Here is a 23,585-nt window from a genome sequence, read left to right on the forward strand (position 1 = left end):
GGACCTTGGTCTGGGAATACGGCTTTCTTGCGTTTTGGGCCCGGCAGCCAGCACCCCTCTGCACCGACGCCCGAGAACTGAGGGTAAGGTCAAGGGGCATCATTGGTTCGTTCCTCACAGGAGGCCCCCGGGTGGAGGTCCAGGAGACGCGTGTCCAGACGGACCGTGTCCTCACCATCCCGAACATCCTCAGCATGGCGCGTCTCCTTGGCGTGCCTCTCTTCCTGTGGCTGATCCTCAGGCCCGAGTTCGGCGGGCCGAAGAGCGACGGTTGGGCGCTGCTGGTGCTCGCTCTGAGCGGTATCAGCGACTATCTCGACGGCAAGCTGGCCCGGCGCTGGAACCAGATCAGCAACTTGGGACGACTGCTGGATCCGGCGGCAGACCGTCTCTATATCTTGTCGACATTGGTCGGTCTCACCTGGCGGGAGATTCTTCCGCTCTGGCTGACCGCGGTGCTTCTCCTGCGCGAGTTGGTACTCCTGGTGATGGTCGGCATCCTCAGGCGTCACGGCTATCCGCCGCCGCAGGTGAACTTCCTCGGCAAGGCAGCGACCTTCAACCTGATGTACGCCTTTCCACTACTGCTGCTCAGTGATGGCAGTGGCTGGATCGCGTCACTCGCTGCTATTTTCGGATGGGCGTTCGCCGGATGGGGTACAACGCTGTATTGGTGGGCAGGGATCCTCTACGTGGTTCAGGTCCGCCGGCTTGTCAAAGCGGACGTCACGGCCGATTGAGCTCGCCGATTCGGCGGCGGTAGAGGCTTAAAGGCGCGTATCTGGCAGATATGGGCCATATTGGGCGGGCTGAGTCGGTGAGATCGTCGTCTAATTGAGGAGGGCGTTTCCGACATGAAGGCCGTCGTGATGGCCGGGGGTGAAGGCACCCGCCTTCGCCCCATGACCTCGAGCATGCCCAAGCCGCTCCTGCCCGTGGCCAATCGGCCCATCATGGAGCACGTGCTGCGGCTGCTCAAGAAGCATGGGCTCTCCGAGACCGTAGTCACGGTGCAGTTCTTGGCCTCGCTCGTCAAGAACTACTTCGGTGATGGTGAAGAGCTGGGGATGGAGCTCACCTATGCCAATGAGGAGAAGCCACTCGGCACAGCCGGCAGTGTGAAGAACGCCGAGGAAGCGCTGAAAGACGATGCCTTTCTCGTAATCTCCGGTGACGCTCTGACCGACTTCGACCTGACCGAGCTGATCAATTTCCACAAGGAAAAGGGTGCGCTCGTCACGGTCTGCCTGACGCGAGTTCCCAATCCGTTGGAATTCGGCATCACCATCGTCGACGAAGAAGGAAAAGTCGAGCGATTCCTGGAGAAGCCGACCTGGGGGCAGGTCTTCTCCGACACGGTGAACACCGGCATCTACGTCATGGAACCGGAGGTCTTCGACTACGTCGAAGCCGATGTTCCGGTTGACTGGTCCGGTGATGTCTTCCCGCAGCTCATGAAGGAGGGCAAGCCCGTCTACGGCTATGTCGCCGAGGGCTACTGGGAAGACGTCGGTACGCACGAGAGCTACGTGAAGGCGCAGGCCGACGTGCTGGAGGGCAAGGTCGACGTCGATATCGACGGCTTCGAGATCTCTCCCGGCGTATGGGTCGCCGAAGGCGCTGAGGTGCACCCCGATGCGGTCCTGCGCGGACCTCTGTACGTGGGGGACTACGCGAAGATCGAGGCCGATGTCGAGCTTCGCGAGCACACGATCATCGGCTCGAACGTCGTCGTGAAGAGCGGGGCCTTCCTGCACCGGGCAGTGGTGCACGACAACGTCTACATCGGGCAGCACTGCAATCTGCGGGGCTGTGTCGTCGGGAAGAACACCGACATCATGCGGGCCGCGCGCATCGAGGACGGCGCCGTCATCGGGGACGAATGCCTGGTCGGTGAGGAATCGATTGTCCAGGGGAATGTACGGGTCTACCCCTTCAAGACCATCGAGGCCGGTGCGTTCGTCAACACGTCGGTCATCTGGGAATCCCGCGGGCAGGCGCATCTGTTCGGCGCCCGTGGTGTGTCCGGAATCCTCAACGTCGAGATCACGCCGGAATTGGCTGTGCGTCTGGCCGGCGCGTACGCGACGACCTTGAAGAAGGGGTCGACGGTCACGACGGCCCGCGATCACTCGCGTGGTGCCCGGGCGCTGAAGCGGGCGGTCATCTCGGCGCTGCAGGCCAGCGCCATCGACGTACGCGACCTGGAGAACGTGCCGCTGCCGGTCGCGCGGCAGCAGACGGCGCGGGGCAGCGCCGGCGGAATCATGATCCGGACGACGACGGGTGTGCCCGACTCCGTCGACATCATGTTCTTCGACGGGCGCGGTGCGGACCTGTCGCAGGCGAGCCAGCGGAAGCTGGACCGGGTGTACGCGCGGCAGGAGTACCGGCGTGCCTTCCCCGGAGAGATCGGGGACCTGCACTTCCCGTCCAGTGTCTTCGACTCCTACACCGGCTCGCTGCTCCGTAACGTCGACACGTCGGGCATCGCGGAGTCCGAGCTGAAGGTCGTCGTCGATGCCTCGAACGGCAGCGCCGGGCTGGTGCTGCCGAGCCTGCTGGGGCGGCTCGGGGTCGACGCGCTGACCATCAACCCCGGTCTCGACGAGGCCCGGCCGACCGAATCCGCCGACGCGCGCCGCTCGGGACTCGTACGGCTCGGGGAGATCGTGGCCTCCGCGCGCGCCGCATTCGGAGTGCGCTTCGACCCCGTGGGCGAGCGGCTCTCACTCGTGGACGAGAAGGGGCGGATCGTCGAGGACGACCGGGCTCTGCTCGTCATGCTCGACCTGGTGGCGGCCGAGCGGCGCAGCGGGCGTGTGGCGCTGCCGGTCACGACGACGCGCATCGCGGAGCAGGTAGCGGCCTATCACGGGACGCAGGTCGACTGGACGACCATGTCGCCCGACGACCTCACGCGCGTGGGGCGTGACGACTCGACCATCTTCGGCGGTGACGGCCGCGGCGGATTCATCATCCCGGAGTTCAGCAGCGTCTTCGACGGGACGGCTGCCTTCGTACGCCTCATCGGGCTCGTGGCGCGAACTCAGCTGACGCTGAGCCAGATCGATGCGCGGATCCCGCGTGCTCATGTGCTGCGGCGCGATCTCGCGACTCCGTGGGCCGTGAAGGGCCTGGTCATGCGCCGTGTCGTGGAGGCGGCAGGGGAGCGGTCCGTGGACACGACCGACGGTGTGCGGGTCGTGGAAGCCGACGGGCGTTGGGTGTTGGTGCTGCCGGACCCGGCCGAGGCCGTCACTCATCTGTGGGCCGAGGGGCCCGACGACTCCTCCGCCCAGGCGCTGCTCGACGAGTGGTCCGCGGTCGTGGACGGCGCCGGACACTGACCGTTCATCTGTGCCGGACGGCACCCGTGAGGGGTGCTGTCCGGCCCGTCGGTGGGGCCGTTCGGAGGTAGCGCCCGCGACGTGCGACGATGTGCGGCATGCCGCAGCAGCCCCCCGTTCGGAGCACTCCCTCGCGCCCCCGGCGCCCGGATGCCTCCATGTCGCTGCTCACGACCGTCATGGACCACAGCCTCGACGAGGGGTACGCGGAGGCGGCAGCCCGTAAGAAGGAGCGTGGCGCCAGCGGTGTGCCGCGCGCGTTGCGGTCGAAGCTGGGGCTCGCGGCCGGACTCGTCCTGGCCGCGCTCGTGGTGACCGTCGGGGCCGCGCAGGCGCGGATAGCGGCCCCTGTTGTCGCGAAGGAGCGGGAAGAGCTCATCGACCGGGTCGAATCGGCCACGTCGGACGCCGACAAGCTCGAGGACGACGTCGACGAGCTCCGCGACGACGTGGAGGCGCGGCAGCGCGACGCACTCGAGGAACACGGCGGCAGTCAGGGCGAGTTGGTGGCTCTGTTGTCGGGAGCCACGAAGGTGCAGGGGCCCGGTGTGAAGCTCGTGGTGGACGACGCGAAGGAAGCGGACGAGGGCGGTGGCGGGCCGCGGGAGAGCACCGGGTTCTCCGACACCGGACGGGTCCGGGACCGCGACATGCAGCGGGTCGTCAACGGACTGTGGCAGGCCGGTGCGGAAGCCATCTCCATCAACGACCAGCGGCTGACGGCTCTGTCGGCGATCAGGGCCGCCGGTGACGCCATACTGGTCGACAACAAGCCACTGGTGCCGCCCTATACGGTGCTCGCGGTGGGCGACGGCCAGCGGTTGAGCACCCGGTTCCAGAACAGCCACGACGGACAGTCGCTGCACGCGCTGCAGGAGAACTTCGGCATCAGGACCGCCATCTCCGTCCAGGACGACCTGCGGCTGCCGGCTGCGCCAAGTGTGACCGTACGTACAGCAGAGCCAAAGGCAGGAAAGGGCACATCGTGATCGCCGTACTGGGCCTCGTCGTGGGAGTCGTGGCCGGATTGTTGGTTCGGCCCGAGGTTCCGGCGGTGGTCGAGCCGTATCTTCCGATCGCCGTGGTGGCGGCCCTGGACGCGGTGTTCGGTGGCCTGCGGGCGATGCTCGACGGGATCTTCGACGACAAGGTCTTCGTCGTCTCGTTCCTGTCGAACGTCGTGGTGGCCGCGCTGATCGTGTTCCTGGGCGACAAACTCGGCGTCGGCGCGCAGCTGTCCACCGGCGTCGTCGTCGTGCTCGGCATCCGGATCTTCTCCAACGCTGCCGCGATCCGCCGGCACGTCTTCAGGGCGTGACGCGGATGAGTACGGACGAGACGCCACAGCACCCTCGGCACAAGGAACTGCCGGCAGAGGTCCCAGCCCGCCCCGCCGCGCCGTCGGCGCCCCCTGAGGCGCCTGAGACGGATGGGGCAGGCAAGAGCGACGAGGCGCGCCTCACGGGCCGTCAGCGGCTCGTGCAGGGGCTGTGGCCGCCGAGATTCACCCGTGCTCAACTCACTGTCGCGGTTCTGTTGTTCGTGCTCGGCCTCGGTCTCGCCATTCAGGTGCGGTCCAACAGCGACAGCAGCGCGTTGCGCGGAGCGCGTCAGGAAGATCTTGTTCGCATTCTCGATGAACTGGATGACCGAACTCAGCGTCTGGAAGATGAGAAGCAGCGACTCGAGGACCAGCGCACTGGGCTCGAGAACAGCTCGGACGCGGCCGAGGAGGCCCGCAAGCAGACGGTCGAGAAGGAACGGCAACTCGGCATCCTTGCGGGCACCGTGGCGGCCCAGGGTCCGGGCATCACGCTGACCATCGCGGACAAGAAGGGATCGGTTGAGGCCGACATGTTGCTCGACGCGATCCAAGAGTTGCGCGCCGCGGGTGCCGAGGCCATCCAGATCAATGACGTCAGGGTGGTCGCCGACACCTATCTGTCGGACTCGGGAGGGGGTGTGAGCGTGGGCGGGCGGAAGATCGGCAGGCCCTACCACTTCAAGGTGATCGGCAAGCCCCAGGACCTCGAACCGGCGCTCAACATCCCTGGAGGCGTCGTGCAGACTCTGGAGAAGGAGCAGGCCACCGTAACGGTGACCCGTCAGGAGAAGATCGAGGTGGACGCCTTGCGACCGGTGAAGCGGCCTGACTACGCTCGGTCGTCATCCCAGTGAGGCGGGGGTGCATGGGGGCCGTGAGGCGAGGGCATGAGGTTGCGGGGGGTCGGCGCACCGTAAGCACGGTGCGTGGTGGAAACTGTTTGGCGGATACGGACGTTGTGAGGATGTCCGGTTCACCGATGTATGCCGGTGTGTGCAATCAGGGTTCGTCCTGCCCCACGGGCGGGTCTGTTTCGGTCAAGGGGAATCGCCCGTGAAGTTGTTTGAGAAGTTGTTCGGCAAGCGCTCGCGTGAGGACAGCGGCAATCCCGCCACTGCCCGGCACCGTGCGCCGCGCCATGGAGACGCCGACGGACAGGGCGGGGAGCGCCCGATGTTCCGGGACCAGGTGGCTGGTCCGGGCGGTGACATTTCGGGTGGTCAGGGCGCGTCTTCTGTTGACCCTGCCGCTTCCGGCCGCATAGGTTTCGGAGAACCGTCAACCTCAAGTACGGGTGGAGGGTTTGCCCCCGGCCCGTATGCGTCCAATGCCCCCGCGGGGCAGCCGCGGCAGGAGGATCCGTCCATGTCGGCCTTGCCGGTTTGTACCAGGTGCGGTCATCAGAATGCCGAGGCCAGCCGGTTCTGCTCCAACTGTGGTGCGCCGCTGAAGCCCGGTGTCACCGCCGAGCGCGCGTCCGAGACCACGTCGACCATCTCGATCTCGGGCCTGGAGGCTTACGAGGCGGAGGCGACGGGGCAGACCCAGTCTCCCGCTCTGTCTCCCGAGGCCCAGGCGGCCGTTGACGCCCTGCCGCTCGGCTCGGCGCTCCTGGTGGTGCGCCGCGGGCCCAACTCGGGCAGCCGCTTCCTCCTGGACGGCGAGCTGACCACGGCCGGGCGTCACCCGCAGAGCGACATCTTCCTCGACGACGTGACGGTGTCGCGGCGTCATGTGGAGTTCCGCCGAGCCCAGGACGGTTCGTTCACCGTGGCCGACGTGGGCAGCCTCAACGGCACGTATGTGAACCGGGAGCGGATCGACTCCGTCGCGCTGTCGAACGGCGACGAGGTGCAGATCGGCAAGTACCGCCTGGTCTTCTACGCGAGCCAGCGGGGCATCTGACCTGTCAGGAAGGTCCATGCTTCAAACACCGAGGGGCGGTGCCGGAAACGGCACCGCCGCCGCGGACCGTCGGCTGCTGAGCATCGGCGCCGTGCTGAATGTGCTGCGGGACGAGTTTCCCGAGGTCACGATCTCCAAGATCCGCTTCTTGGAGGCGGAGGGGCTGGTCGAGCCCGAGCGCACCCCCTCCGGGTACCGGAAGTTCAGTCCTGAGGACGTGGAGCGGCTCGGTCACGTTCTGCGGATGCAGCGGGACCACTATCTGCCGCTCAAGGTCATCCGCGAGCATCTGGACGCCCTGGAGCGCGGGGAGCGCGTGCCGCTGCCTTCCCTGGGGCGCCAGCGGGACCCCGAGGACGGCGAGGCGGAGCCCGACGAGGCGCCCACGGCCGCCCGGGTGGGCCGCGACGAGCTGCTGGCCGCCGCGGAGGTCGGCGAGCAGCAGCTCGACGAGTGGGAGACGTACGGGCTCATCACGCCGCTGCCCGAGGGCGGTTACGACGCGGAGGCCGTTTCGGTGGCCGCGCTGGTGGTGGAGCTCGGCCGGTTCGGGATCGAGCCACGGCATCTGCGGGCCATGAAGGCGGCGGCCGAGCGCGAGGCCGGTCTCGTCGACCAGGTGGTGGCGCCGCTGCGGCGGCACCGTAATCCCCAGACCAGGGCCCATGCGGAGGCCAGGACCAAGGAGCTCGCCGGGCTCACCGGAAAGCTGCACACCGCGCTCGTGCAGAGCGCGCTCGGGGTACGGCTGCCGTGACTTGGTGGGTGCCCGACTACCCAAACCTGCCGGGCACGTCCTAGGGTTGCTGTGTGAACGAGCTCGACGTCGTAGGTGTCCGGGTCGAAATGCCCTCCAACCAGCCGATCGTGCTCCTGCGTGAAGTGGGAGGCGATCGGTACCTCCCCATCTGGATCGGACCGGGGGAGGCGACCGCCATCGCCTTCGCCCAGCAGGGGATGGCGCCCGCACGGCCGCTGACCCACGACCTGTTCAAGGACGTGCTGGAGGCGGTGGGTCAGGAGCTCACCGAGGTGCGCATCACCGATCTGCGCGAAGGTGTCTTTTATGCGGAGCTGGTGTTCGCCAGCGGTGTGGAGGTGAGCGCACGTCCGTCCGACGCCATAGCGCTGGCGCTGCGTACCGGGACGCCGATCTACGGCAGCGACGGCGTGCTCGACGACGCGGGGATCGCGATTCCGGACGAGCAGGAGGACGAGGTCGAGAAGTTCCGCGAGTTCCTCGACCAGATCTCGCCAGAGGACTTCGGGACCAACAGCCAGTGAGCCTCCGCTTCCGCGGGTCGGCGTCAGACCATTCGGCTAGCCTTTCCCCGCGGTGAGGTACGGGAAACCACTCTCAGGGTGATTATCACTCGGCGTGCCGAGTGTGGCGATCGTTGACGAGCCCCTGGTGACTGCCTACCGTCGTTAAGCAGGTCAAGGACGGAGGTCGGCGTGAGAAGCAGCGGCGACGGTACGGCGACGGGCGGTCCGTACCCGCTTCACGGCAGCACGGCCGATCACTCTCCGAGACGGCCGATGGCGGTGCAGGGAAGCGGGGACGAAGCGCCTCGGGCGGAGCAGGTCGGCTATCGGGGTCCCACCGCGTGTGCGGCGGCGGGCATCACCTATCGGCAGCTGGACTACTGGGCGCGCACCGGTCTGGTCGAGCCCAGTGTGCGCGCGGCCGGCGGGTCCGGGACGCAGCGCCTGTACAGCTTCCGGGATGTCGTCGTCCTGAAGATCGTGAAGCGGTTCCTCGACACCGGGGTGTCCCTCCAGAACATCCGCACCACCGTCCAGCACCTGCGTGACCGCGGCTTCAGTGATCTGGAGCGGATGACGCTGATGAGCGACGGCGCGACGGTCTACGAGTGCACGTCGCCGGACGAGGTCCACGATCTGCTCCAGGGCGGGCAGGGGGTCTTCGGGATCGCCGTGGGCGTCGTCTGGCGGGATGTCGAGGCCGCGCTGTCGCAGCTGCACGGGGAGCGGGTCGACACCGGGGAGACCCTGGTGGGGAACAATCCCGCGGACGAGCTGGCGCGGCGGCGCAACAGGGCCGTCTGACGGGGCGTTGTCAGTGGCGTAGGGCAGCATCAGTGATGTGAGAACCGCGCCCACGATCCTGCATCTCGACATGGATGCCTTCTTCGCGGCTGCCGAGCAGGCCGCGAAGCCCAGTCTGCGCGGGAAAGCCGTGGTGGTGGGCGGTCTGGGGCCCCGTGGCGTGGTCGCGACCGCCTCGTACGAGGCCCGGGCCTTCGGGGTGCACTCGGCGATGCCCATGGGGCAGGCGCGGCGGCTCGCGCCGAACGCCGCGTATCTGGTGCCCCGCTTCGGGCTCTACCGGGAGATCAGTGAGCAGGTCATGGGGCTGCTGCGCGAGCTGTCGCCGCTGGTGGAGCCGCTGAGTCTGGATGAGGCGTTCGTCGACCTGGAGGCGGGGGGTGCCGCGTCGGACGAGGTGTCGGCGCGGGCGACCGGGGAGCGGCTGCGGGAGGACATCAAGAGGGTGACGGGGCTGACCGGGTCGGTGGGGCTCGCCGCGTCCAAGATGCTCGCGAAGATCGCCTCCGAGGCGGCCAAGCCCGACGGTCTCATGCTGATAGAGCCCGGCACCGAGCGGGCGAAGCTCGGGCCGATGTCGGTGCGGACGCTGCCGGGGGTGGGGCCGGCGACGGGGGACCATCTGCGGCGGGCCGGGATCACGACGGTCGAGGAGATCGCGGAGGCCGGTGAGGACGAGCTGGTGCGGCTGTTGGGGAAGGCCCATGGCGCGGGGCTGTACGCGATGGCGCTGGCGCGGGACGAGCGGCCCGTGGTGGCCGAGCGCGACACCAAGTCGGTCAGCGTCGAGGACACGTACGACGTGGACATCCATGACCGGGTGCGGGTCCGGGGGGAGGTGGCGCGGCTTGCCGACCGGTGTGTGCAGCGGCTGCGGGCGGCGGGGCACTCGGGGCGGACGATCGTTCTCAAGGTGCGGCGGTACGACTTCTCGACGCTGACGCGGTCCGAGACGCTGCGGGGGCCCACGGACGACCCGGCGGTGGTGCGGGAGGCCGCGGCGCGGTTGCTGGAGTCCGTGGACACCACGGGCGGGGTGCGGCTGCTCGGGGTGGGGGTGAGCGGTCTCGCGGACTACACACAGGAGGATCTGTTCGCGCAGGCCATGGCCGCGCGGGACGAACTGGAGGGGGCGGCGGAGGCCGGGGAGGCGGGCGGGGAGCCCGTGCAGGAGGCCGTCGAGGAGGTGGTGGCGCCCGTCGAGCGGCGGTGGGCGGCCGGGCATGACGTGGTGCACGCGGAACACGGGCACGGGTGGGTGCAGGGGAGCGGGCTCGGGCGGGTCACGGTGCGGTTCGAGACGCCGGACTCGGCGCCGGGGCGGGTGCGGACGTTCCGTACCGATGATCCTGATCTGGAGCCCGCGCAGCCGCTGCCGCTCGTGGCGGTGGAGGGGGCGGAGGAGGGCGTGGAGGAGGGCGTGGAGGAGGGCGTGGAGGAGGAGGTCCAGGAGAGGGGCCAGGAGGGGGTGTGAGTCAGGGGTCCTCGGTGCCCGCGAGCTTGCCGAAGTCGCGGTCGGCGGGGGTGTCGGCGGGCTCCGTGGGGGGCGTGATGTCCAGGCCGTAGTGGTGGTAGAGCTGGAGCTCCTGCTCGGGGGAGAGATGGCGGCCGACGCCGAAGTCGGGGGCGTCCTTGATCAGGGAGCGCTCGAAGGGGATGTGCAGGGTGCCGTCGTCGATCAGTTCGCTGGGCTCAAGGGGGACGAAGGCGTCCCTGCTGAACAGGCCGGTCCGTATGGCCGCCCACTCCGGGGCGCCGGTGGCGTCGTCCAGGTAGACCTCGTCGACGGTGCCGATCTTGGCGCCGTTGCGGTCGAATGCCTTGCGGCCGATCAGGTGGCGCGGATCGATATCGGTCTGCACAGGCCCTCCAGCGATGGTCGCAACTCATTCGTAACCACTACGAAAGGGCACATCCGGGCGATCGTCCAGTTGAACGGGGGCCCAAAGGCTCGCTGATAGGCTGGGAAATGGCTGCTGACCCCGTGCGGGAGAGTCCTCCGGTGGCATCACCGGAGGCGCCGAAGGAGCAAATCCTCCCCGGAATCTCTCAGGCCCCTGTACCGCACGGACGAGGTCGCTCTGGAAAGCAGGGTGGGTATCGGGCGGGGACGTCCGGGGCCTCCCTCACCGACGGTGCAAGCAGGGGCGGCCGTGTCCCTGTGAAGCTCTCAGGTACCGATGACAGAGGGGGAGGCCGTCCGGGTATGCGCGGCTTGCCGTGATACCCCCGCAGGTCGCAACGACCAGGAGGCCTCCGCAAGATGACCGCCCACCGCATTCCGCTCTCCGAGCTCGAGCAGGGAACTCCCTTCGAGCAGCGTCACATCGGCCCCGGCAGCGAGGCCGTCGCCAAGATGCTCGCCCAGGTCGGCTACGGCTCCCTCGACGAGCTGACGGCGACCGCGGTGCCCGACGTGATCAAGAACGCCGATGCCCTCGAACTGCCGGGCGCGCGCACCGAACCGGAGGTTCTCGCCGAGCTGCGCTCGCTCGCGGACCGCAACCAGGTCCTCGACTCCATGATCGGCCTCGGCTACTACGGCACCTTCACGCCGCCGGTCATTCTGCGGAATGTCATGGAGAACCCCTCCTGGTACACCGCCTACACGCCGTACCAGCCGGAGATCTCGCAGGGGCGGCTCGAGGCGCTGCTCAACTTCCAGACGATGGTCGCCGACCTGACCGGTCTGCCGACGTCCGGTGCCTCGCTGCTCGACGAGGGGACCGCGGCCGCGGAGGCCATGGCGCTGTCGCGGCGCGTGGGCAAGGTCAAGAACGGGGTCTTCCTCGTCGACGCCGACGCGCTGCCCCAGACCGTCGCCGTGATCGAGACGCGGGCCGAGCCGACCGGTGTCGAGGTCGTCGTCGCGGATCTGAGCGACGGCATCCCGGCGGAGGTCGCCGAGCGTGGCGTCGTCGGCGTGCTCATCCAGTACCCGGGCGCCTCCGGTGCCGTACGGGACATCAAGCCGCTCGTCGACCAGGCCCATGAGCTGGGCGCGATCGTGACCGTCGCCGCCGACCTGCTCGCCCTGGCGCTGCTGGCCTCGCCCGGGGAGCTCGGCGCGGACATCGCCGTGGGCACCACGCAGCGCTTCGGTGTGCCGATGGGCTTCGGCGGGCCGCACGCCGGATACATGGCGGTGCGCGAGAAGTTCGCGCGCAGCCTGCCGGGGCGGCTCGTGGGTGTGTCCGTGGACGCCGACGGCAACAAGGCGTACCGGCTCGCGCTGCAGACGCGGGAGCAGCACATCCGCCGGGAGAAGGCCACCAGCAACATCTGCACCGCGCAGGTCCTGCTCGCCGTGATGGCCGGCATGTACGCCGTGTACCACGGGCCCGAGGGGCTCAAGTCCATTGCGCGGCGCACCCATCGGTACGCCACGCTGCTCGCCGCCGGTCTGACGGCGGGCGGGGTCGAGGTCGTGCACGGCGCGTACTTCGACACGCTGACCGTGCGCGTGCCGGGCAAGGCCGCCGATGTGGTGGCCGCGGCCCGCGAGGAGGGCGTCAACCTCCGCCTCGTCGACGCCGATCACGTCTCGCTGGCGTGCGACGAGACCACCGGGCGTGCCCAACTGGCCGCAGTCTGGGCCGCGTTCGGTGTCGAGGCCGACATCGAGGCGCTCGACGAGAGTGTCGTGGACGCGCTGCCGGAGGGGCTGCTGCGCAGCGACGACTACCTCACGCACCCCGTCTTCCACGAGTACCGCTCCGAGACCGCGATGCTGCGCTACCTGCGCCGCCTCGCCGACCGGGACTACGCGCTCGACCGGGGCATGATCCCGCTGGGCTCCTGCACCATGAAGCTGAACGCGACGACGGAGATGGAGTCGGTCACCTGGCCGGAGTTCGGGCAGCTGCACCCCTTCGTGCCCGCCCAGCAGGCGCAGGGCTATCTGACGCTGATCCGGGAGCTGGAGGAGCGGCTCGCCGAGGTCACCGGCTACGACAAGGTGTCGCTGCAGCCCAACGCCGGTTCGCAGGGCGAGCTGGCCGGGCTGCTCGCGGTGCGCGGCTACCACCGGGCCAACGGTGACGAGCAGCGCACGGTCTGTCTGATTCCGTCGTCGGCGCACGGCACCAATGCCGCCAGTGCCGTCATGGCCGGGATGAAGGTCGTCGTCGTGAAGACCGCGGACGACGGCGAGGTCGACGCCGCGGACCTGCACGCCAAGATCGAGCAGTACCGCGACGAGCTGGCCGTGCTCATGATCACGTACCCGTCCACGCACGGTGTCTTCGAGGAGCACGTCACCGAGATCTGCGCCGCCGTGCACGAGGCCGGTGGCCAGGTGTACGTGGACGGGGCCAACCTCAACGCCCTGATGGGGCTTGCCAAGCCGGGGCACTTCGGCGGCGACGTCTCGCACCTGAACCTGCACAAGACCTTCTGCATCCCGCACGGCGGCGGCGGTCCGGGCGTCGGCCCCGTGGGCGTCCGCGCGCACCTCGCGCCGTATCTGCCGAACCACCCGCTGCAGCCCGCGGCCGGGCCGGAGACGGGTGTCGGGCCGATCTCGGCGGCGCCGTGGGGCTCGGCGGGGATCCTGCCGATCTCGTGGGCGTACGTCCGGCTCATGGGCGGCGAGGGCCTCAAGCGCGCCACGCAGGTCGCGGTGCTCTCGGCCAACTACATCGCCAAGCGGCTCGAGCCGCACTACCCCGTGCTCTACACCGGCCCCGGCGGGCTCGTGGCGCACGAGTGCATCATCGACCTGCGGCCGATCAGCAAGGCGACCGGCGTGAGCGTCGACGACATCGCCAAGCGGCTCATCGACTACGGCTTCCACGCGCCGACCATGTCGTTCCCGGTGGCCGGGACGCTGATGATCGAGCCGACCGAGAGCGAGGACCTCGGTGAGCTCGACCGGTTCTGCGAGGCGATGATCGCGATCCGCCGCGAGATCGAGAAGGTCGCGAACGGCGAGTGGGCCGCCGAGGACAACCCGCTGCGCAACGCCCCGCACACGGCGGCCGCCGTCGGCGGGGAGTGGGAGCACGCGTACTCCCGTGCGGAGGCGGTCTTCCCGGCCGGTGTCTCCGCCGCGGACAAGTACTGGCCGCCGGTCCGCCGTATCGACCAGGCGTACGGCGACCGGAACCTGGTCTGCTCGTGCCCCCCGCTGGACGCGTACGAGGACTGAGCGGGGGCGCGGGAGCGCGGGAGCGCCACAGCGTGAGGGCCGGGCCCGGAGGACGTCTCCTCCGGGCCCGGCCCTTGGTGCGTGTGCGCCGGCTCAGGCCGCCGTCATCACCTGGTCGGTGCCGAGCGGCCGGTGCGGGGCGATGATCTGCCCGTCCGGCAGCAGCTCACCCGTGTCCTCGAAGAGCAGGACGCCATTGCACAGCAGGCTCCATCCCTGCTCCGGGTGGTGCGCCAAGAGCAGCGCGGCCTCCCGGTCGGCGGAGTCGGCTGACGGGCAAGGTGGTTGGTGCTGGCACATGGAAGGGTTCTTTCGCTGCGATGTGATGGCTGTGACGTCTGTCCTGCGGCTCGATGCGTTGTTCATGGCCGCCCCCCGTTTGTCGTGTGGTCCGGTCCCAGTGTCGCCCTGCGGGCGTCAATCCGCAGGGATTTCGCTGCAGCGCTTCCTACTGCTTAATGACGTATCACCCGCCCGGACGGTTCAGCCCAACTGCACTGTCTCTTCGGGTGGTTCGGGGTGGCCTGATCGGGCTAGTGCGGATGGGTGGGGGCAGCGCTCTGCCCCGCCGCGGGGGGTGCGGCGGGGCACGGGGTGGCGCGGGTGGCGTCGGCTCAGGCGGGGGAGCCGAGCAGCGGGGCCGGGGTCAGCCGGTGGGTGAGCACGGGGAGCAGGTCGGCCGCGCGGTGCCGGCGGTGCGCCGTGATGCCGGGCGGGGCGGGCGCGAGCGGCACCAGGAGGTCGGTGGGGGCGAGACGGCCCGTGGCGCCGTCGTCGGTGCAGTCGGCGTGCAGCCACAGCGTGAGCATGTAGAGCTCGGGCACGGAGAGCAGCCGGGGCTGGTACGCGGCGAGGGTGGTCTCCGCGTGCCGCAGGGCGCGCTCCGTGGAGGCGACGTAGGGGCCCTCGAAGAAGTGGGAGAACGCCCAGCCGTCGGGCGTGAGCATCGTGTCGGCCGCGGCCACCGCGCGGTCCCCGCAGTGGATCAGGAAGCGCCAGCCCGCGAGGCGGGTGGGTGAGGTGCCCGCGGCGGTGATGCGGTCCAGGACGTGGACGGGCAGCGGGAGTTCAGGGCTCACGGGTCCCTGGGCGGTGCGCAGGGACGGGGTGCGGGCCTCGCGGACGGCGGTGGGGGAACCGAGGGCCGCGAGAACGCTGCGCAGAGCTGGCGCGGGAGCCGGGGGGACATGCAGCGGCATGGTGGGTCGCCTCTCTCATTCGACAGGCACGGCGATGCGGGGGCACAAGCGGACGGCGCTGTCAGCTCTGGGCTAGAGGCGCGGGGGGCAAAGTACCGCGAGCGCCAACTCTCCGCCTTCTTCGCGAAGTTTATACGACAGGTGTTCAGACGAGGTTTCCTCTAGTCGCGCCCTATATTGCGAGCAAGGCGGCAACCGGCCGCGCTCGGGAGGTGAATCATCCTGATTTCGCGGGGAGTTGAGGCGGCGACCTCGGGGAATGTCCCGGCAGTGGACGGCTGATTCTTTTCGGTGTTTTTCACCAGGGGCCACTGAAGCGGAACTTCCGCTCTGTGTCATGCCTGGCGAATGTGCCCCGTGGTTGCTGCACCGAGCGTACTTGGCCGTGGGCATGTGCGGGGCGTTATCGATCACATTGCCTGGGCATCATCCCCCGTGACACGGCGGCCGGATCATTGGCTGCCCACCCGCTGAAGGGATCCCCGATGGGCGAGAAGGTCGTGGCGGGAGCGGTCGACCTGTCCGATCGGCAGCGCTACCGCAGGAAGCTCCGGCAGTGTCTCGACGGCTTCGTCCGGCTCCTCGAGGAGGAGCGTTTCGACCGGCCCAAGAACCTGATGGGGCTGGAGATAGAGCTGAATCTCGCGGGGGCCGACGGGCTGCCGAGGATGATGAACAAGGAAGTACTCGAGAGGATAGCGAGCCACGATTTCCAGACGGAACTCGGACTGTTCAACCTGGAAGTGAATATTGCCCCGCACCGGCTCGGCGGCCGCGTTCTCGACCGGCTTGCGGAGGAACTCCGTACCGGTCTCAACTATGCGGAGCGCAAAGCCAACGAGGTGGCCGCAGGGATCATGATGATCGGCATTCTGCCGACTTTGGGGCGCGAGCACCTGGTCTCCCGGAATCTCTCCGACGTGGACCGCTACGCACTGCTCAACGACCAGATCGTGGCGGCGCGCGGCGAGGACTTCGTTCTGGACATCGAGGGCGTCGAACGGCTGAACTGCACCGCCGCGTCGATCGCGCCCGAAGCGGCCTGCACCTCCGTGCAGTTGCACCTCCAGGTCACGCCCGGCCGGTTCGCGGCGGTGTGGAACGCGGCGCAGGCCATCGCCGCGGCGCAGGTCGCGGTGGGCGCCAACGCGCCGTTCCTGTTCGGCCGCGAGCTGTGGCGCGAGTCGCGGCCGCCGCTCTTCCTGCAGTCCACGGACACCCGGCCGCCCGAGCTCCAGGCACAGGGGGTGCGGCCGCGGACCTGGTTCGGGGAGCGCTGGATCAGCTCGCCGCGCGACCTCTTCGAGGAGAACCTGCGCTACTTCCCCGCCCTCCTGCCCATCTGCGACGACGAGGACCCGCAGCGCGTCCTGGACGCGGGCGGCGTGCCGCACCTGTCCGAACTCGTCCTGCACAACGGCACCGTGTACCGCTGGAACCGCCCGGTGTACGGCATCGCCAACGGCGTCCCGCACCTGCGCGTGGAGAACCGCGTCCTGCCGGCCGGCCCCACCGTCACCGACGTCGTCGCCAACGCGGCCTTCTACTACGGCCTGGTGCGCGCCCTGGCCGAGGAGGCGCGGCCCGTGTGGGCGCGCCTGCCCTTCGAGGCGGCCGCCCGCAACTTCGACGCCGCGTGCCGCCATGGCATCGAGGCCCGGCTGCGGTGGCCGCGCCGCGGCCGGCACGGCACGACGGAGGTCCCGGCCGTCTCCCTCGTACGCGATGAGCTGCTGCCGCTCGCGGCCGCCGGGCTCGACGCGTGGGGTGTCGAGCCCGCCGACCGCGACCTGTACCTGGGGGTGATCGAGGAGCGGTGCAAGCGGCGCATGAACGGGGCATCGTGGCAGGCCACCACGTACCACCGGGCCCTGGAGCGGGGCCTCGACCGGGACGCGGCACTCGCCGCCACGACGCGGCGCTACCGCGAGCTGATGCACAGCGGCGAGCCCGTGCACACCTGGCCGGTGGGGCTGCGGGAGCCGGCGCTGCCGCTGGGGTGAGCGGCCGCGGCGGCCGGGGCGCGAGCGTGCGACTGCGCCGCCGCGCGGGGGTCAGGCGCGGCTGCCCGCCTCCATGATGGCCTTGAGGATGACCGTGCGGATCTGGGCCGGGTCGTCGACCTGGTGGCCCGAGCCGCCGGTCGCCTCGGCGATCTGCTTGACCTCGTCCTTGTCGGCGTCGGGGCCGACCGCGATGGCGATGATCGGGAGCGGGTGCTTGGGGTCGGCGAGGTTCTCCAGCTGGGAGATGAGGCTGCTGCGCGAGATGCTGCCCTGGTCCTGGTTGACCCCGTCCGTCAGCACCACGAGGGCGTTGAACTTGTCGTTCCCGTACGAGGACCGGGCCTCCTTGTACGCGGCGAGCGTCGTGTCGTAGAGGCCGGTCGCGCCGCCGGGCACGGGCTGGAGCGAGCTGAACGCCTCGGTGAGCCTGTCCCGCTGGGTGCTGTCGCCCTTGCGGTCGCCGAGGCGCTCGGTGGGGACGAGCTTGCGGTAGTCGCGGGTTCCGTCCAGGTGGGTGGCGAACTTCCAGAGGCCGATCTCGTCCTCGTCGGTGAACTGTGAAAGGGCCTGGATCAGCGCCGCCTTCGTCACCTCCATACGGGACTGGCCGCGGCCCGGCACGATCTGGCCCATCGACTCGGAGGCGTCCACCACGGTGGAGAGCCGGGCGCTCTGGACCGTGATCGTCCACATGCCGAGGGCCTCCTGGACGGCCTTGTCCGAGGGCGGGTCGGACGCCTCCGTCGCGTACGGCTGGGGGGTGCGGCCGCCCGCCGCCGAGACCAGCTGGTCCGAGGGGTCCTCGCCGCTCTCGGTCCGGAAGCCGTGCTTGGCCAGGATCCTGCGGCCCTCGTCGCCGCTGAAGAGCGTCATGAAGCGCAGGGCGGCCCGGCTCTGGTCGGTGCTGAGGCTGTCCTCCTCGACCAGCGCGTACGGGTAGTCGAGGCGCGGCGAGCCGTCCTTGGGGTAGAAGAGGTCGAGGTCGGCGTCGTCACCGGCCGAGGCATTGTGCGCGAACGCGGCCTGCTCGGACAGGATCAGGGCCTGGTTGCGGCGCGGATTGCCCTGCTCGGTGCCCGAGGAGTCGCGGGCCAGCGTGTCCATGAGCTGGGCGTCGCTGTCGGAGGTGCGCTTGGCGAGCGCCTTGGCCATGGCGGCGGCCTGGACGCCGTCCTTGGAGCCGGACTTCTTCTCGCCGGCGCCGAGCTGGGTGAGGGCGAGCAGGCCGGTCGCGCTGCGCGCCGGGTCGGCGGCGCCGAGGCGCAGCTTGTCGCCCTTGAGCGCGGCGCCGGTCAACTCCGGCCAGGTGTACGTCTTCTCGGGCCAGCCGAGGGACTCGGCGGCCTTCGGGACCATGCCGATGCCGATGGGTGAGGAGGCTATGTTCCCGGTCGGGGTGAGCTTGTTCTGCTTGCCGCCCATCGCGACGCGCTGCACCCACAGGTCCGAGTCCGGCACCCACACCTCGTAGCCGGGCTTGTCCTTGCCCGACCGCAGCTCGTCCGCGACCTTGTAGGAGTCGCGGGCGGAGACCCGTACGTCCATGCAGTGGCCGTCGGACGTGATCTCGTTCTCCCGGGCGTGGTCGGCCGCCTCGCGCAGGGCCGGGGCCATGTCGGGGGCGGCGACGACATCGAGGCGCACCGCGTCGTCGCTGCAGCTGCCGCCGAAGGAGATGAGCCCGCTGCGCACCGCGACGGCCGTGCCTCCAGCGACCGCCAGCACGAGGGCGGTGGCGATGGCCACCGAGCGGCCGCGGGCGCGCGGACGCGGGTCGGCCGCACTCCTCTCGTACTCATCGGGCAAGCTGTGACGTCCCATGGCGGTGGTGCCCCTCCTTGAGTCAAAGGCAAGGAAAGAGGGGGCGGCGCCACCGGTGCGGCGCCCGTCCCCCCTCGGCCTGTCGCGCACGATCTTCGTAACTTCATTCGAGACCCTAGCGGGACGAGGATGGGGATGAGGCGGGATTACTCAACTGGAGGCTGGTGTGCAAGCGGAGCCGGGGCCAATGGCCGGTTCTTTTCCTACGGAGCGGCTGTCGCGGAAGATTTTCCGGAATGAGACCTTGCTCGTCCTGGCGCTCTCGCTCGGGGCGAGCGGAGTGTCCGCGCTGATCAGCTTTGTCGGGTCGGTCACCAAACCGGGGGGTCTCAAGGACCAGGCGGCGACGATGAACGCCTCGGCCGCGCCCGGGCGGCCCTGGCTTGATCTCGCGTGGCAATTGTTCGGAATCGCGACCGCGTTGGTGCCGGTGGCGCTGGTCGCGCACCTCCTCACGCGGGAGGGGGCGGGGCTGCGGACGCTCGGCTTCGACCGGAGCCGGCCCTGGCCGGACCTGGGGCGCGGGGCGGGGGTCGCCGCCGTGATCGGCAGCATCGGGATCGCGTTCTACCTGGGGGCGCGGGGGCTCGGGTTCAACCTCACGGTGGTGCCTGAGGCGTTGCCCGGTGTGTGGTGGAAGTATCCGGTGCTCGTCCTGTCCGCGGTGCAGAACGCGGTGCTCGAGGAAGTGATCGTCCTCGGGTATCTGCTGCGCAGGCTGGGGCAGTTGGGGTGGACGCCCATGGCCGCGCTGATCGGGAGCTCGGTGCTGCGCGGGTCGTACCACCTGTACCAGGGGGTTGGCGGGTTCCTGGGGAACCTGGCCATGGGTGTGGTGTTCGTGCTGCTGTATCGGCGGTGGGGGCGGGTGGGGCCGTTGGTGGTGGCGCACTCGCTGCTCGATATCGGGGCGTTCGTGGGGTATGCGCTGTTGGCTGGGAGGGTGGGGTGGTTGCCCACGGGGTGATCTGGTGCTGGTGCTGGTGCTGGTGGTTGGTGGTTGGTGGTTGGTGGTTGGTGGTTGGTGCCGGTGGCCGGTGGTGGGCTTTGTGGGGGCGTGCGGGAGTTCCGTACGCCCCCTTTGTCTTGGCGGGAGTCTTCTCAGGCGAAGAGGTCGCCCTCGATCACCGTGACCGCCTTGCCCCTCAACAGGGTGCGGTCACCGCGGAGTTCGGTGCGGACCAGGCCGCCGCGCGGGGAAGCCTGGAGGCCCGTGAGGTGCGTGCGGCCCAGGCGTTCGGACCAGAACGGGGCCAGGGCCGTGTGGGCGCTGCCCGTGACCGGGTCCTCGTCGATGCCCACGCGCGGGAAGTAGCAGCGGGAGATGAAGTCGTAGTCGCCCGTGGGGTCTTCGGCGCGGGCCGTGGTGATGATGCCGCGCCGTGAGTGCTGGATGAGGGCCTTGTGGTCGGGGGTGAGGGCGCGGACCGTCTTCTCGTCGGCGAGTTCCACCAGGAGGTCGCCGACGTTCGGGCCCGTGTCGTGGACGGAGAGGGGGGTCGCGCCCAGGGCCTCGGCCACGCCGTCGGGGATGGACGTCGGGGTGAGCGGGGCCGTGGGGAAGTCGAGGGTGATCGTGCCGTCCTCGGTGGTGTCCGCCGTCAGAATGCCGCTGCGGGTGGTGAAGCGGACTCGGCCTGCTGTCCGGCCTGCGGTGTGCAGGACGTGGGCCGTCGCCAGTGTCGCGTGGCCGCACATGTCGACCTCGGTGGTGGGGGTGAACCAGCGGAGGGCCCAGTCGGCCTCGTTGCCGTCGGCGTCCTTGCTGCCCTGGGGGAGGGGGTGGGCGAAGGCCGTCTCGGCGTGGTTGACCTCCATGGCCACGTGCTGGAGCCAGGCGTCGTCGGGGAACGCGTCCAGGAGCAGGACTCCGGCCGGGTTGCCGGAGAAGGGGCGGTCGGTGAAGGCGTCGACCACTCGGATGCGGTGAGGGCTGGGCGGGGTCTGGTTCGGCATGCCGTCGACGCTAGAGGCGTCCGGGGGCGGGACGCCAAGGCCAATTCCGGGTAATTGGACCCCTTTCTGCGGGCCGCTTCGGGGTGTGCGTGTCTTTCGCTGTCCGTCGGTGGGGGCGGGCGGGGACGCGGCGGTATGTCCGTCCTCGAAGAGCCGGGGGCGCCCTTTCTGTACATGAGTACTGGCCTGGGGTGGTTGCTGTACTGCGGGCGGACATACCGCCGCGTCCCCGCCCTCCCGTCGGTCGTGCGGCTGCAGGCCGGTGGGGGCGGCTGGATCGGTGGCGCTGCTGCTGGTGGTCGCGGGCGTCTTTCGGTGGGGGTTGCCATGCCACATGTTCCGATATATCGTTGACGCATCGCGACTGATCAAAGATGTTGCGAATCAACTACGTGAAAGGTGTGATCGCCATGCGTTCCCACGGTTTTGAACACGAGCACGGTCGTGGTGGCCCCTGTGGTCCCGGCCAGCAAGGTCGCGGTGGCTTCGGTTTCGAAGGTCGCGGTGGTGAGGGGCGGCGGGCCTTCGGGCCCTTCGGTCCCGGATTCGGTGGTCCCGGCCCCTGGGGCGGTGGCCGCGGTGGTCGCGGTGGCCCGCGAGGCAGGGCGCGGCGCGGTGACGTACGCGCGTCGATCCTGGCCCTCCTCAAGGACCGGCCGATGCACGGCTACGAGATGATCCAGGAGATCGCCGAGCGCAGCGGCGGGGCGTGGAAGCCCAGCCCGGGTTCGGTGTACCCGACCCTTCAGCTGCTGGAGGACGAGGGTCTGATCAGCAGCGCGAGCGAGGGCGGCAAGAAGCTCTTCTCGCTGACCGACGAGGGTCGTTCGGCGGCCGACGAGGGTGCCGACGCGCCCTGGGAAGAGGCCGGGCGCGGGGTCGACTGGGACACGCTGAACGAGATCCGGCAGGCCGGGTTCGGTCTGATGGAGGCGTTCGGCCAGGTCTGGAAGACCGGCAGCAAGGAACAGCGCGAGAAGGCGGTGTCCGTCATCAACGACGCCCGCAAGAAGCTGTACCTGATCCTCGCCGATGAGAGCTGAGCAAGGCCGCCGGGGAGCGTGCTGTTCCCCGGTGCAGATGAGGCGCCCCGCGTGTGTGATGCGGGGCGCCTCGTTTTGTGGCGGTGATCGGTTGGCGTGCCGGCGGTGGGTGGTCGGGTGTGTGGGGATGAGTGGTCGGGTGTGTGGGGGTGGTGGCGTCAGGCCACCAGGGCCGACAGTTTGCGGAGGGACTCCGTCAGGGCCGCCGTCGCCGAGTCCTTGAGTTTGCCCGCCATCAGCGATACGGCGGCGCCGGCGAACTCGCCGTTGATGCGCACCGTCGTGGCGTCGCCGTCGGGGATCAGGGTGTAGCGGGTGCCGACGTTGACTCCCATCGGGCCCTTGCCGCGGATGGCCAGGGTGCGGGCTGTCTCCAGGTCCTCGATGGTCCAGTTGACCTCCGCGGGGAAGCCCATGAGCTTCATGTTCTCGGCGAAGGTGCCGCCGACCTCGAGGGTCTCGGGGCCGCCCTTGGGGAAGCTCGTGTGCGTCTGGTTCCACTCGCCGTACGACGAGAAGTCGGTGAGCTTCGCCCAGACCTTCTCGGCGGGTGCCTCGATCCGTGCTTCCGCGCTGACTTCGGCCATGCGACCACCCCTTCTCGTCGGGCGCTGCGGACCGCAGCGGCTACGGTGTCGCGGAACGTAGCCGTGGGGTCTGGAACATTCAATACTGATGAACCGTCAGGTTTTGTGGAGCCGGTCGTCGTGACCGGTCGGGTAGGGTGGCCGACGCCCATGACGGCACCGGCGAACAAGGAGGTGAGACCCATTACCGCAGTGCAGGTCGGGTCCTCTCCTCTGGTGGCCGTGCCGGCCGGTTCGCGTGCCCGGCACAGGTGACCGAGGGAGCCCCGTAGGCGTCCCGAAAGGCTCTCTCCATCATGTCGGCTTCCCCTGTTGTTCCTCGGCGTCCCTCTGGTTCCGCTGACGGTCCTTCTGATCGTTCTCTTGCGCTTGTCGATGTCGTCGCGCGGCTGCGTGCCGCCGGGTGCGTCTTCGCCGAGGACGAAGCGGAGTTGATCACCTCCACCGCTCGTACCTCCGCCGAGCTCGCCGCCATGGTGGCGCGGCGCGTGGACGGGCTGCCCCTTGAACATGTCCTCGGCTGGGCCGAGTTCCGCGGTCTGAGGGTTGAGGTGGACCCCGGGGTCTTCGTGCCCCGGCGGCGCACCGAGTTCCTCGTCGGGCAGGCCGCCGCGCTCGTGGGGGCCGGTGCCGTCGTCGTCGACCTGTGCTGTGGCTCGGGGGCGCTGGGTGCCGCACTCGCCGCCGAGGTCGGGAGGGTCGAGCTGTACGCCGCCGACATCGATCCGGCGGCGGTGCGGTGCGCCCGGCGCAATGTCGCCGACGCCGGGGGGGCTGTGTATGAGGGGGATCTGTACGAGCCGTTGCCCGGTGAGTTGCGCGGCCGTGTCGGGCTGCTGCTCGCCAACGTGCCCTATGTGCCGAGCGAGGAGATCGGGTTGCTGCCTCCGGAGGCCCGGGTGCACGAGGCCCACGTCGCCCTCGACGGGGGTGCGGACGGGCTCGACGTGGTGCGCCGGGTGGCCGCGGGGGCGTCGCGATGGCTGGCTCCGGGCGGGCATCTGCTCTTCGAGACCAGTGAGCGGCAGGCGCCCGCGGCTCTTGAGGCGGTCGCCCGTTGCGGGCTCGCCGCGCGCCTTGTCGGTGATGAGGAGTGGGGGGCGACCGTGGTGATCGGAAGCCTGGCGGTGGCGGGGTAGCCGGGGTAGCCGGGGTGGTCGGGCCGGTGGTCCTGC

General features: G+C 69.6%; 21 protein-coding genes and 1 riboswitch. Of the genes, 15 read left to right on the forward strand and 6 right to left on the reverse strand.

All coding sequences use genetic code 11. The annotated features are described in order from the left end of the window. Positions 1-131: 131 nt before the first annotated feature. The 10 genes from clsA to ACQB60_RS43120 all read left to right on the forward strand — a co-directional run bounded on the left by clsA (position 132) and on the right by ACQB60_RS43120 (position 10,123). Complete coding sequence (gene clsA / locus ACQB60_RS43075) at positions 132-740, forward strand: cardiolipin synthase ClsA (protein WP_384846654.1); 609 nt, start codon at positions 132-134, stop codon at positions 738-740. A 114-nt stretch (positions 741-854) separates the two neighbouring features. After that, positions 855-3,350, forward strand: coding sequence for a sugar phosphate nucleotidyltransferase (locus ACQB60_RS43080; protein WP_496931562.1), 2,496 nt, complete (start codon positions 855-857; stop codon positions 3,348-3,350). 89 nt (positions 3,351-3,439) lie between these two features. Beyond that, entirely contained in the window at positions 3,440-4,339 is a 900-nt protein-coding gene (locus ACQB60_RS43085; RefSeq protein ID WP_496931563.1) for a DUF881 domain-containing protein, read from the forward strand. After that, positions 4,336-4,668 (forward strand): small basic family protein, encoded by a 333-nt coding sequence (locus ACQB60_RS43090; RefSeq protein WP_003988855.1) that lies wholly within the window; start codon positions 4,336-4,338, stop codon positions 4,666-4,668. Before ACQB60_RS43085 ends, ACQB60_RS43090 begins: the two co-directional genes overlap by 4 nt. A gap of 5 nt (positions 4,669-4,673) precedes the next feature. Next, positions 4,674-5,528 (forward strand): DUF881 domain-containing protein, encoded by an 855-nt coding sequence (locus ACQB60_RS43095; RefSeq protein WP_496931564.1) that lies wholly within the window; start codon positions 4,674-4,676, stop codon positions 5,526-5,528. A gap of 82 nt (positions 5,529-5,610) precedes the next feature. Beyond that, entirely contained in the window at positions 5,611-6,579 is a 969-nt protein-coding gene (locus tag ACQB60_RS43100; protein WP_496931633.1) for an FHA domain-containing protein, read from the forward strand. Positions 6,580-6,595: 16 nt separating this feature from the next. Continuing rightward, complete coding sequence (ftsR, locus tag ACQB60_RS43105; RefSeq protein ID WP_496931565.1) at positions 6,596-7,336, forward strand: transcriptional regulator FtsR; 741 nt, start codon at positions 6,596-6,598, stop codon at positions 7,334-7,336. A 53-nt stretch (positions 7,337-7,389) separates the two neighbouring features. Next, a complete protein-coding gene (locus ACQB60_RS43110) occupies positions 7,390-7,863 on the forward strand; it encodes a bifunctional nuclease family protein (protein ID WP_006123076.1) in 474 nt (157 codons plus the stop codon). 171 nt (positions 7,864-8,034) lie between these two features. Further along, positions 8,035-8,649 carry a MerR family transcriptional regulator gene (locus ACQB60_RS43115; protein ID WP_496931566.1) on the forward strand — a complete coding sequence of 205 codons (615 nt, stop codon included), beginning with the start codon at positions 8,035-8,037 and terminating at the stop codon, positions 8,647-8,649. A gap of 37 nt (positions 8,650-8,686) precedes the next feature. Beyond that, positions 8,687-10,123, forward strand: a complete 1,437-nt coding sequence (locus tag ACQB60_RS43120) for a DNA polymerase IV (protein WP_496931567.1) — start codon at positions 8,687-8,689, stop codon at positions 10,121-10,123. Position 10,124: 1 nt separating this feature from the next. Here the strand turns inward: ACQB60_RS43120 and ACQB60_RS43125 are convergent, their stop codons facing one another. Further along, positions 10,125-10,511, reverse strand: a complete 387-nt coding sequence (locus ACQB60_RS43125; protein WP_496931568.1) for a PRC-barrel domain-containing protein — start codon at positions 10,509-10,511, stop codon at positions 10,125-10,127. Positions 10,512-10,626: 115 nt separating this feature from the next. Further along, a riboswitch (glycine riboswitch) is annotated at positions 10,627-10,724 on the forward strand. A gap of 188 nt (positions 10,725-10,912) precedes the next feature. On the opposite strand from ACQB60_RS43125, the gene gcvP reads away from it, so the two are divergent. Then, a complete protein-coding gene (gcvP, locus tag ACQB60_RS43130; protein ID WP_496931569.1) occupies positions 10,913-13,798 on the forward strand; it encodes an aminomethyl-transferring glycine dehydrogenase in 2,886 nt (961 codons plus the stop codon). Positions 13,799-13,891: 93 nt separating this feature from the next. Here gcvP and ACQB60_RS43135 read toward each other — a convergent pair whose 3' ends face one another. Both ACQB60_RS43135 and ACQB60_RS43140 read right to left on the reverse strand, forming a co-directional pair. Continuing rightward, on the reverse strand, positions 13,892-14,098 hold the full coding sequence (locus ACQB60_RS43135; protein ID WP_384846638.1) for a DUF5999 family protein: 207 nt from the start codon (positions 14,096-14,098) through the stop codon (positions 13,892-13,894). 314 nt (positions 14,099-14,412) lie between these two features. Continuing rightward, positions 14,413-14,997 (reverse strand): hypothetical protein, encoded by a 585-nt coding sequence (locus tag ACQB60_RS43140; RefSeq protein WP_496931570.1) that lies wholly within the window; start codon positions 14,995-14,997, stop codon positions 14,413-14,415. Positions 14,998-15,482: 485 nt separating this feature from the next. On the opposite strand from ACQB60_RS43140, the gene ACQB60_RS43145 reads away from it, so the two are divergent. Continuing rightward, positions 15,483-17,000: a glutamate-cysteine ligase family protein gene (locus tag ACQB60_RS43145; RefSeq protein ID WP_496931571.1), complete on the forward strand. Its 1,518-nt coding sequence runs from the start codon at positions 15,483-15,485 to the stop codon at positions 16,998-17,000. Between the two features lie 51 nt (positions 17,001-17,051). On the opposite strand, the gene ACQB60_RS43150 is transcribed toward ACQB60_RS43145, so the two are convergent. Beyond that, a complete protein-coding gene (locus ACQB60_RS43150; RefSeq protein WP_496931572.1) occupies positions 17,052-18,824 on the reverse strand; it encodes a substrate-binding and VWA domain-containing protein in 1,773 nt (590 codons plus the stop codon). 166 nt (positions 18,825-18,990) lie between these two features. Between ACQB60_RS43150 and ACQB60_RS43155 the strand changes: the two genes are divergently transcribed. Beyond that, complete coding sequence (locus ACQB60_RS43155) at positions 18,991-19,791, forward strand: CPBP family intramembrane glutamic endopeptidase (protein WP_496931573.1); 801 nt, start codon at positions 18,991-18,993, stop codon at positions 19,789-19,791. A 134-nt stretch (positions 19,792-19,925) separates the two neighbouring features. Here the strand turns inward: ACQB60_RS43155 and ACQB60_RS43160 are convergent, their stop codons facing one another. Beyond that, a complete protein-coding gene (locus tag ACQB60_RS43160; protein WP_496931574.1) occupies positions 19,926-20,780 on the reverse strand; it encodes a PhzF family phenazine biosynthesis protein in 855 nt (284 codons plus the stop codon). Positions 20,781-21,190: 410 nt separating this feature from the next. Between ACQB60_RS43160 and ACQB60_RS43165 the strand changes: the two genes are divergently transcribed. Then, complete coding sequence (locus tag ACQB60_RS43165) at positions 21,191-21,823, forward strand: PadR family transcriptional regulator (protein ID WP_384846626.1); 633 nt, start codon at positions 21,191-21,193, stop codon at positions 21,821-21,823. A gap of 158 nt (positions 21,824-21,981) precedes the next feature. On the opposite strand, the gene ACQB60_RS43170 is transcribed toward ACQB60_RS43165, so the two are convergent. Further along, positions 21,982-22,410 carry a type II toxin-antitoxin system Rv0910 family toxin gene (locus ACQB60_RS43170; protein WP_384846625.1) on the reverse strand — a complete coding sequence of 143 codons (429 nt, stop codon included), beginning with the start codon at positions 22,408-22,410 and terminating at the stop codon, positions 21,982-21,984. 296 nt (positions 22,411-22,706) lie between these two features. Here ACQB60_RS43170 and ACQB60_RS43175 point away from each other — a divergent pair, with 296 nt between their 5' ends. Continuing rightward, the gene (locus ACQB60_RS43175; protein ID WP_496931575.1) at positions 22,707-23,549 is read left to right on the forward strand and encodes a putative protein N(5)-glutamine methyltransferase; all 843 of its coding nucleotides are present in this window, start codon (positions 22,707-22,709) and stop codon (positions 23,547-23,549) included. Positions 23,550-23,585 lie beyond the last annotated feature (36 nt).

Source organism: Streptomyces odontotermitis (assembly GCF_050510915.1).
Lineage (GTDB): Bacteria > Actinomycetota > Actinomycetes > Streptomycetales > Streptomycetaceae > Streptomyces.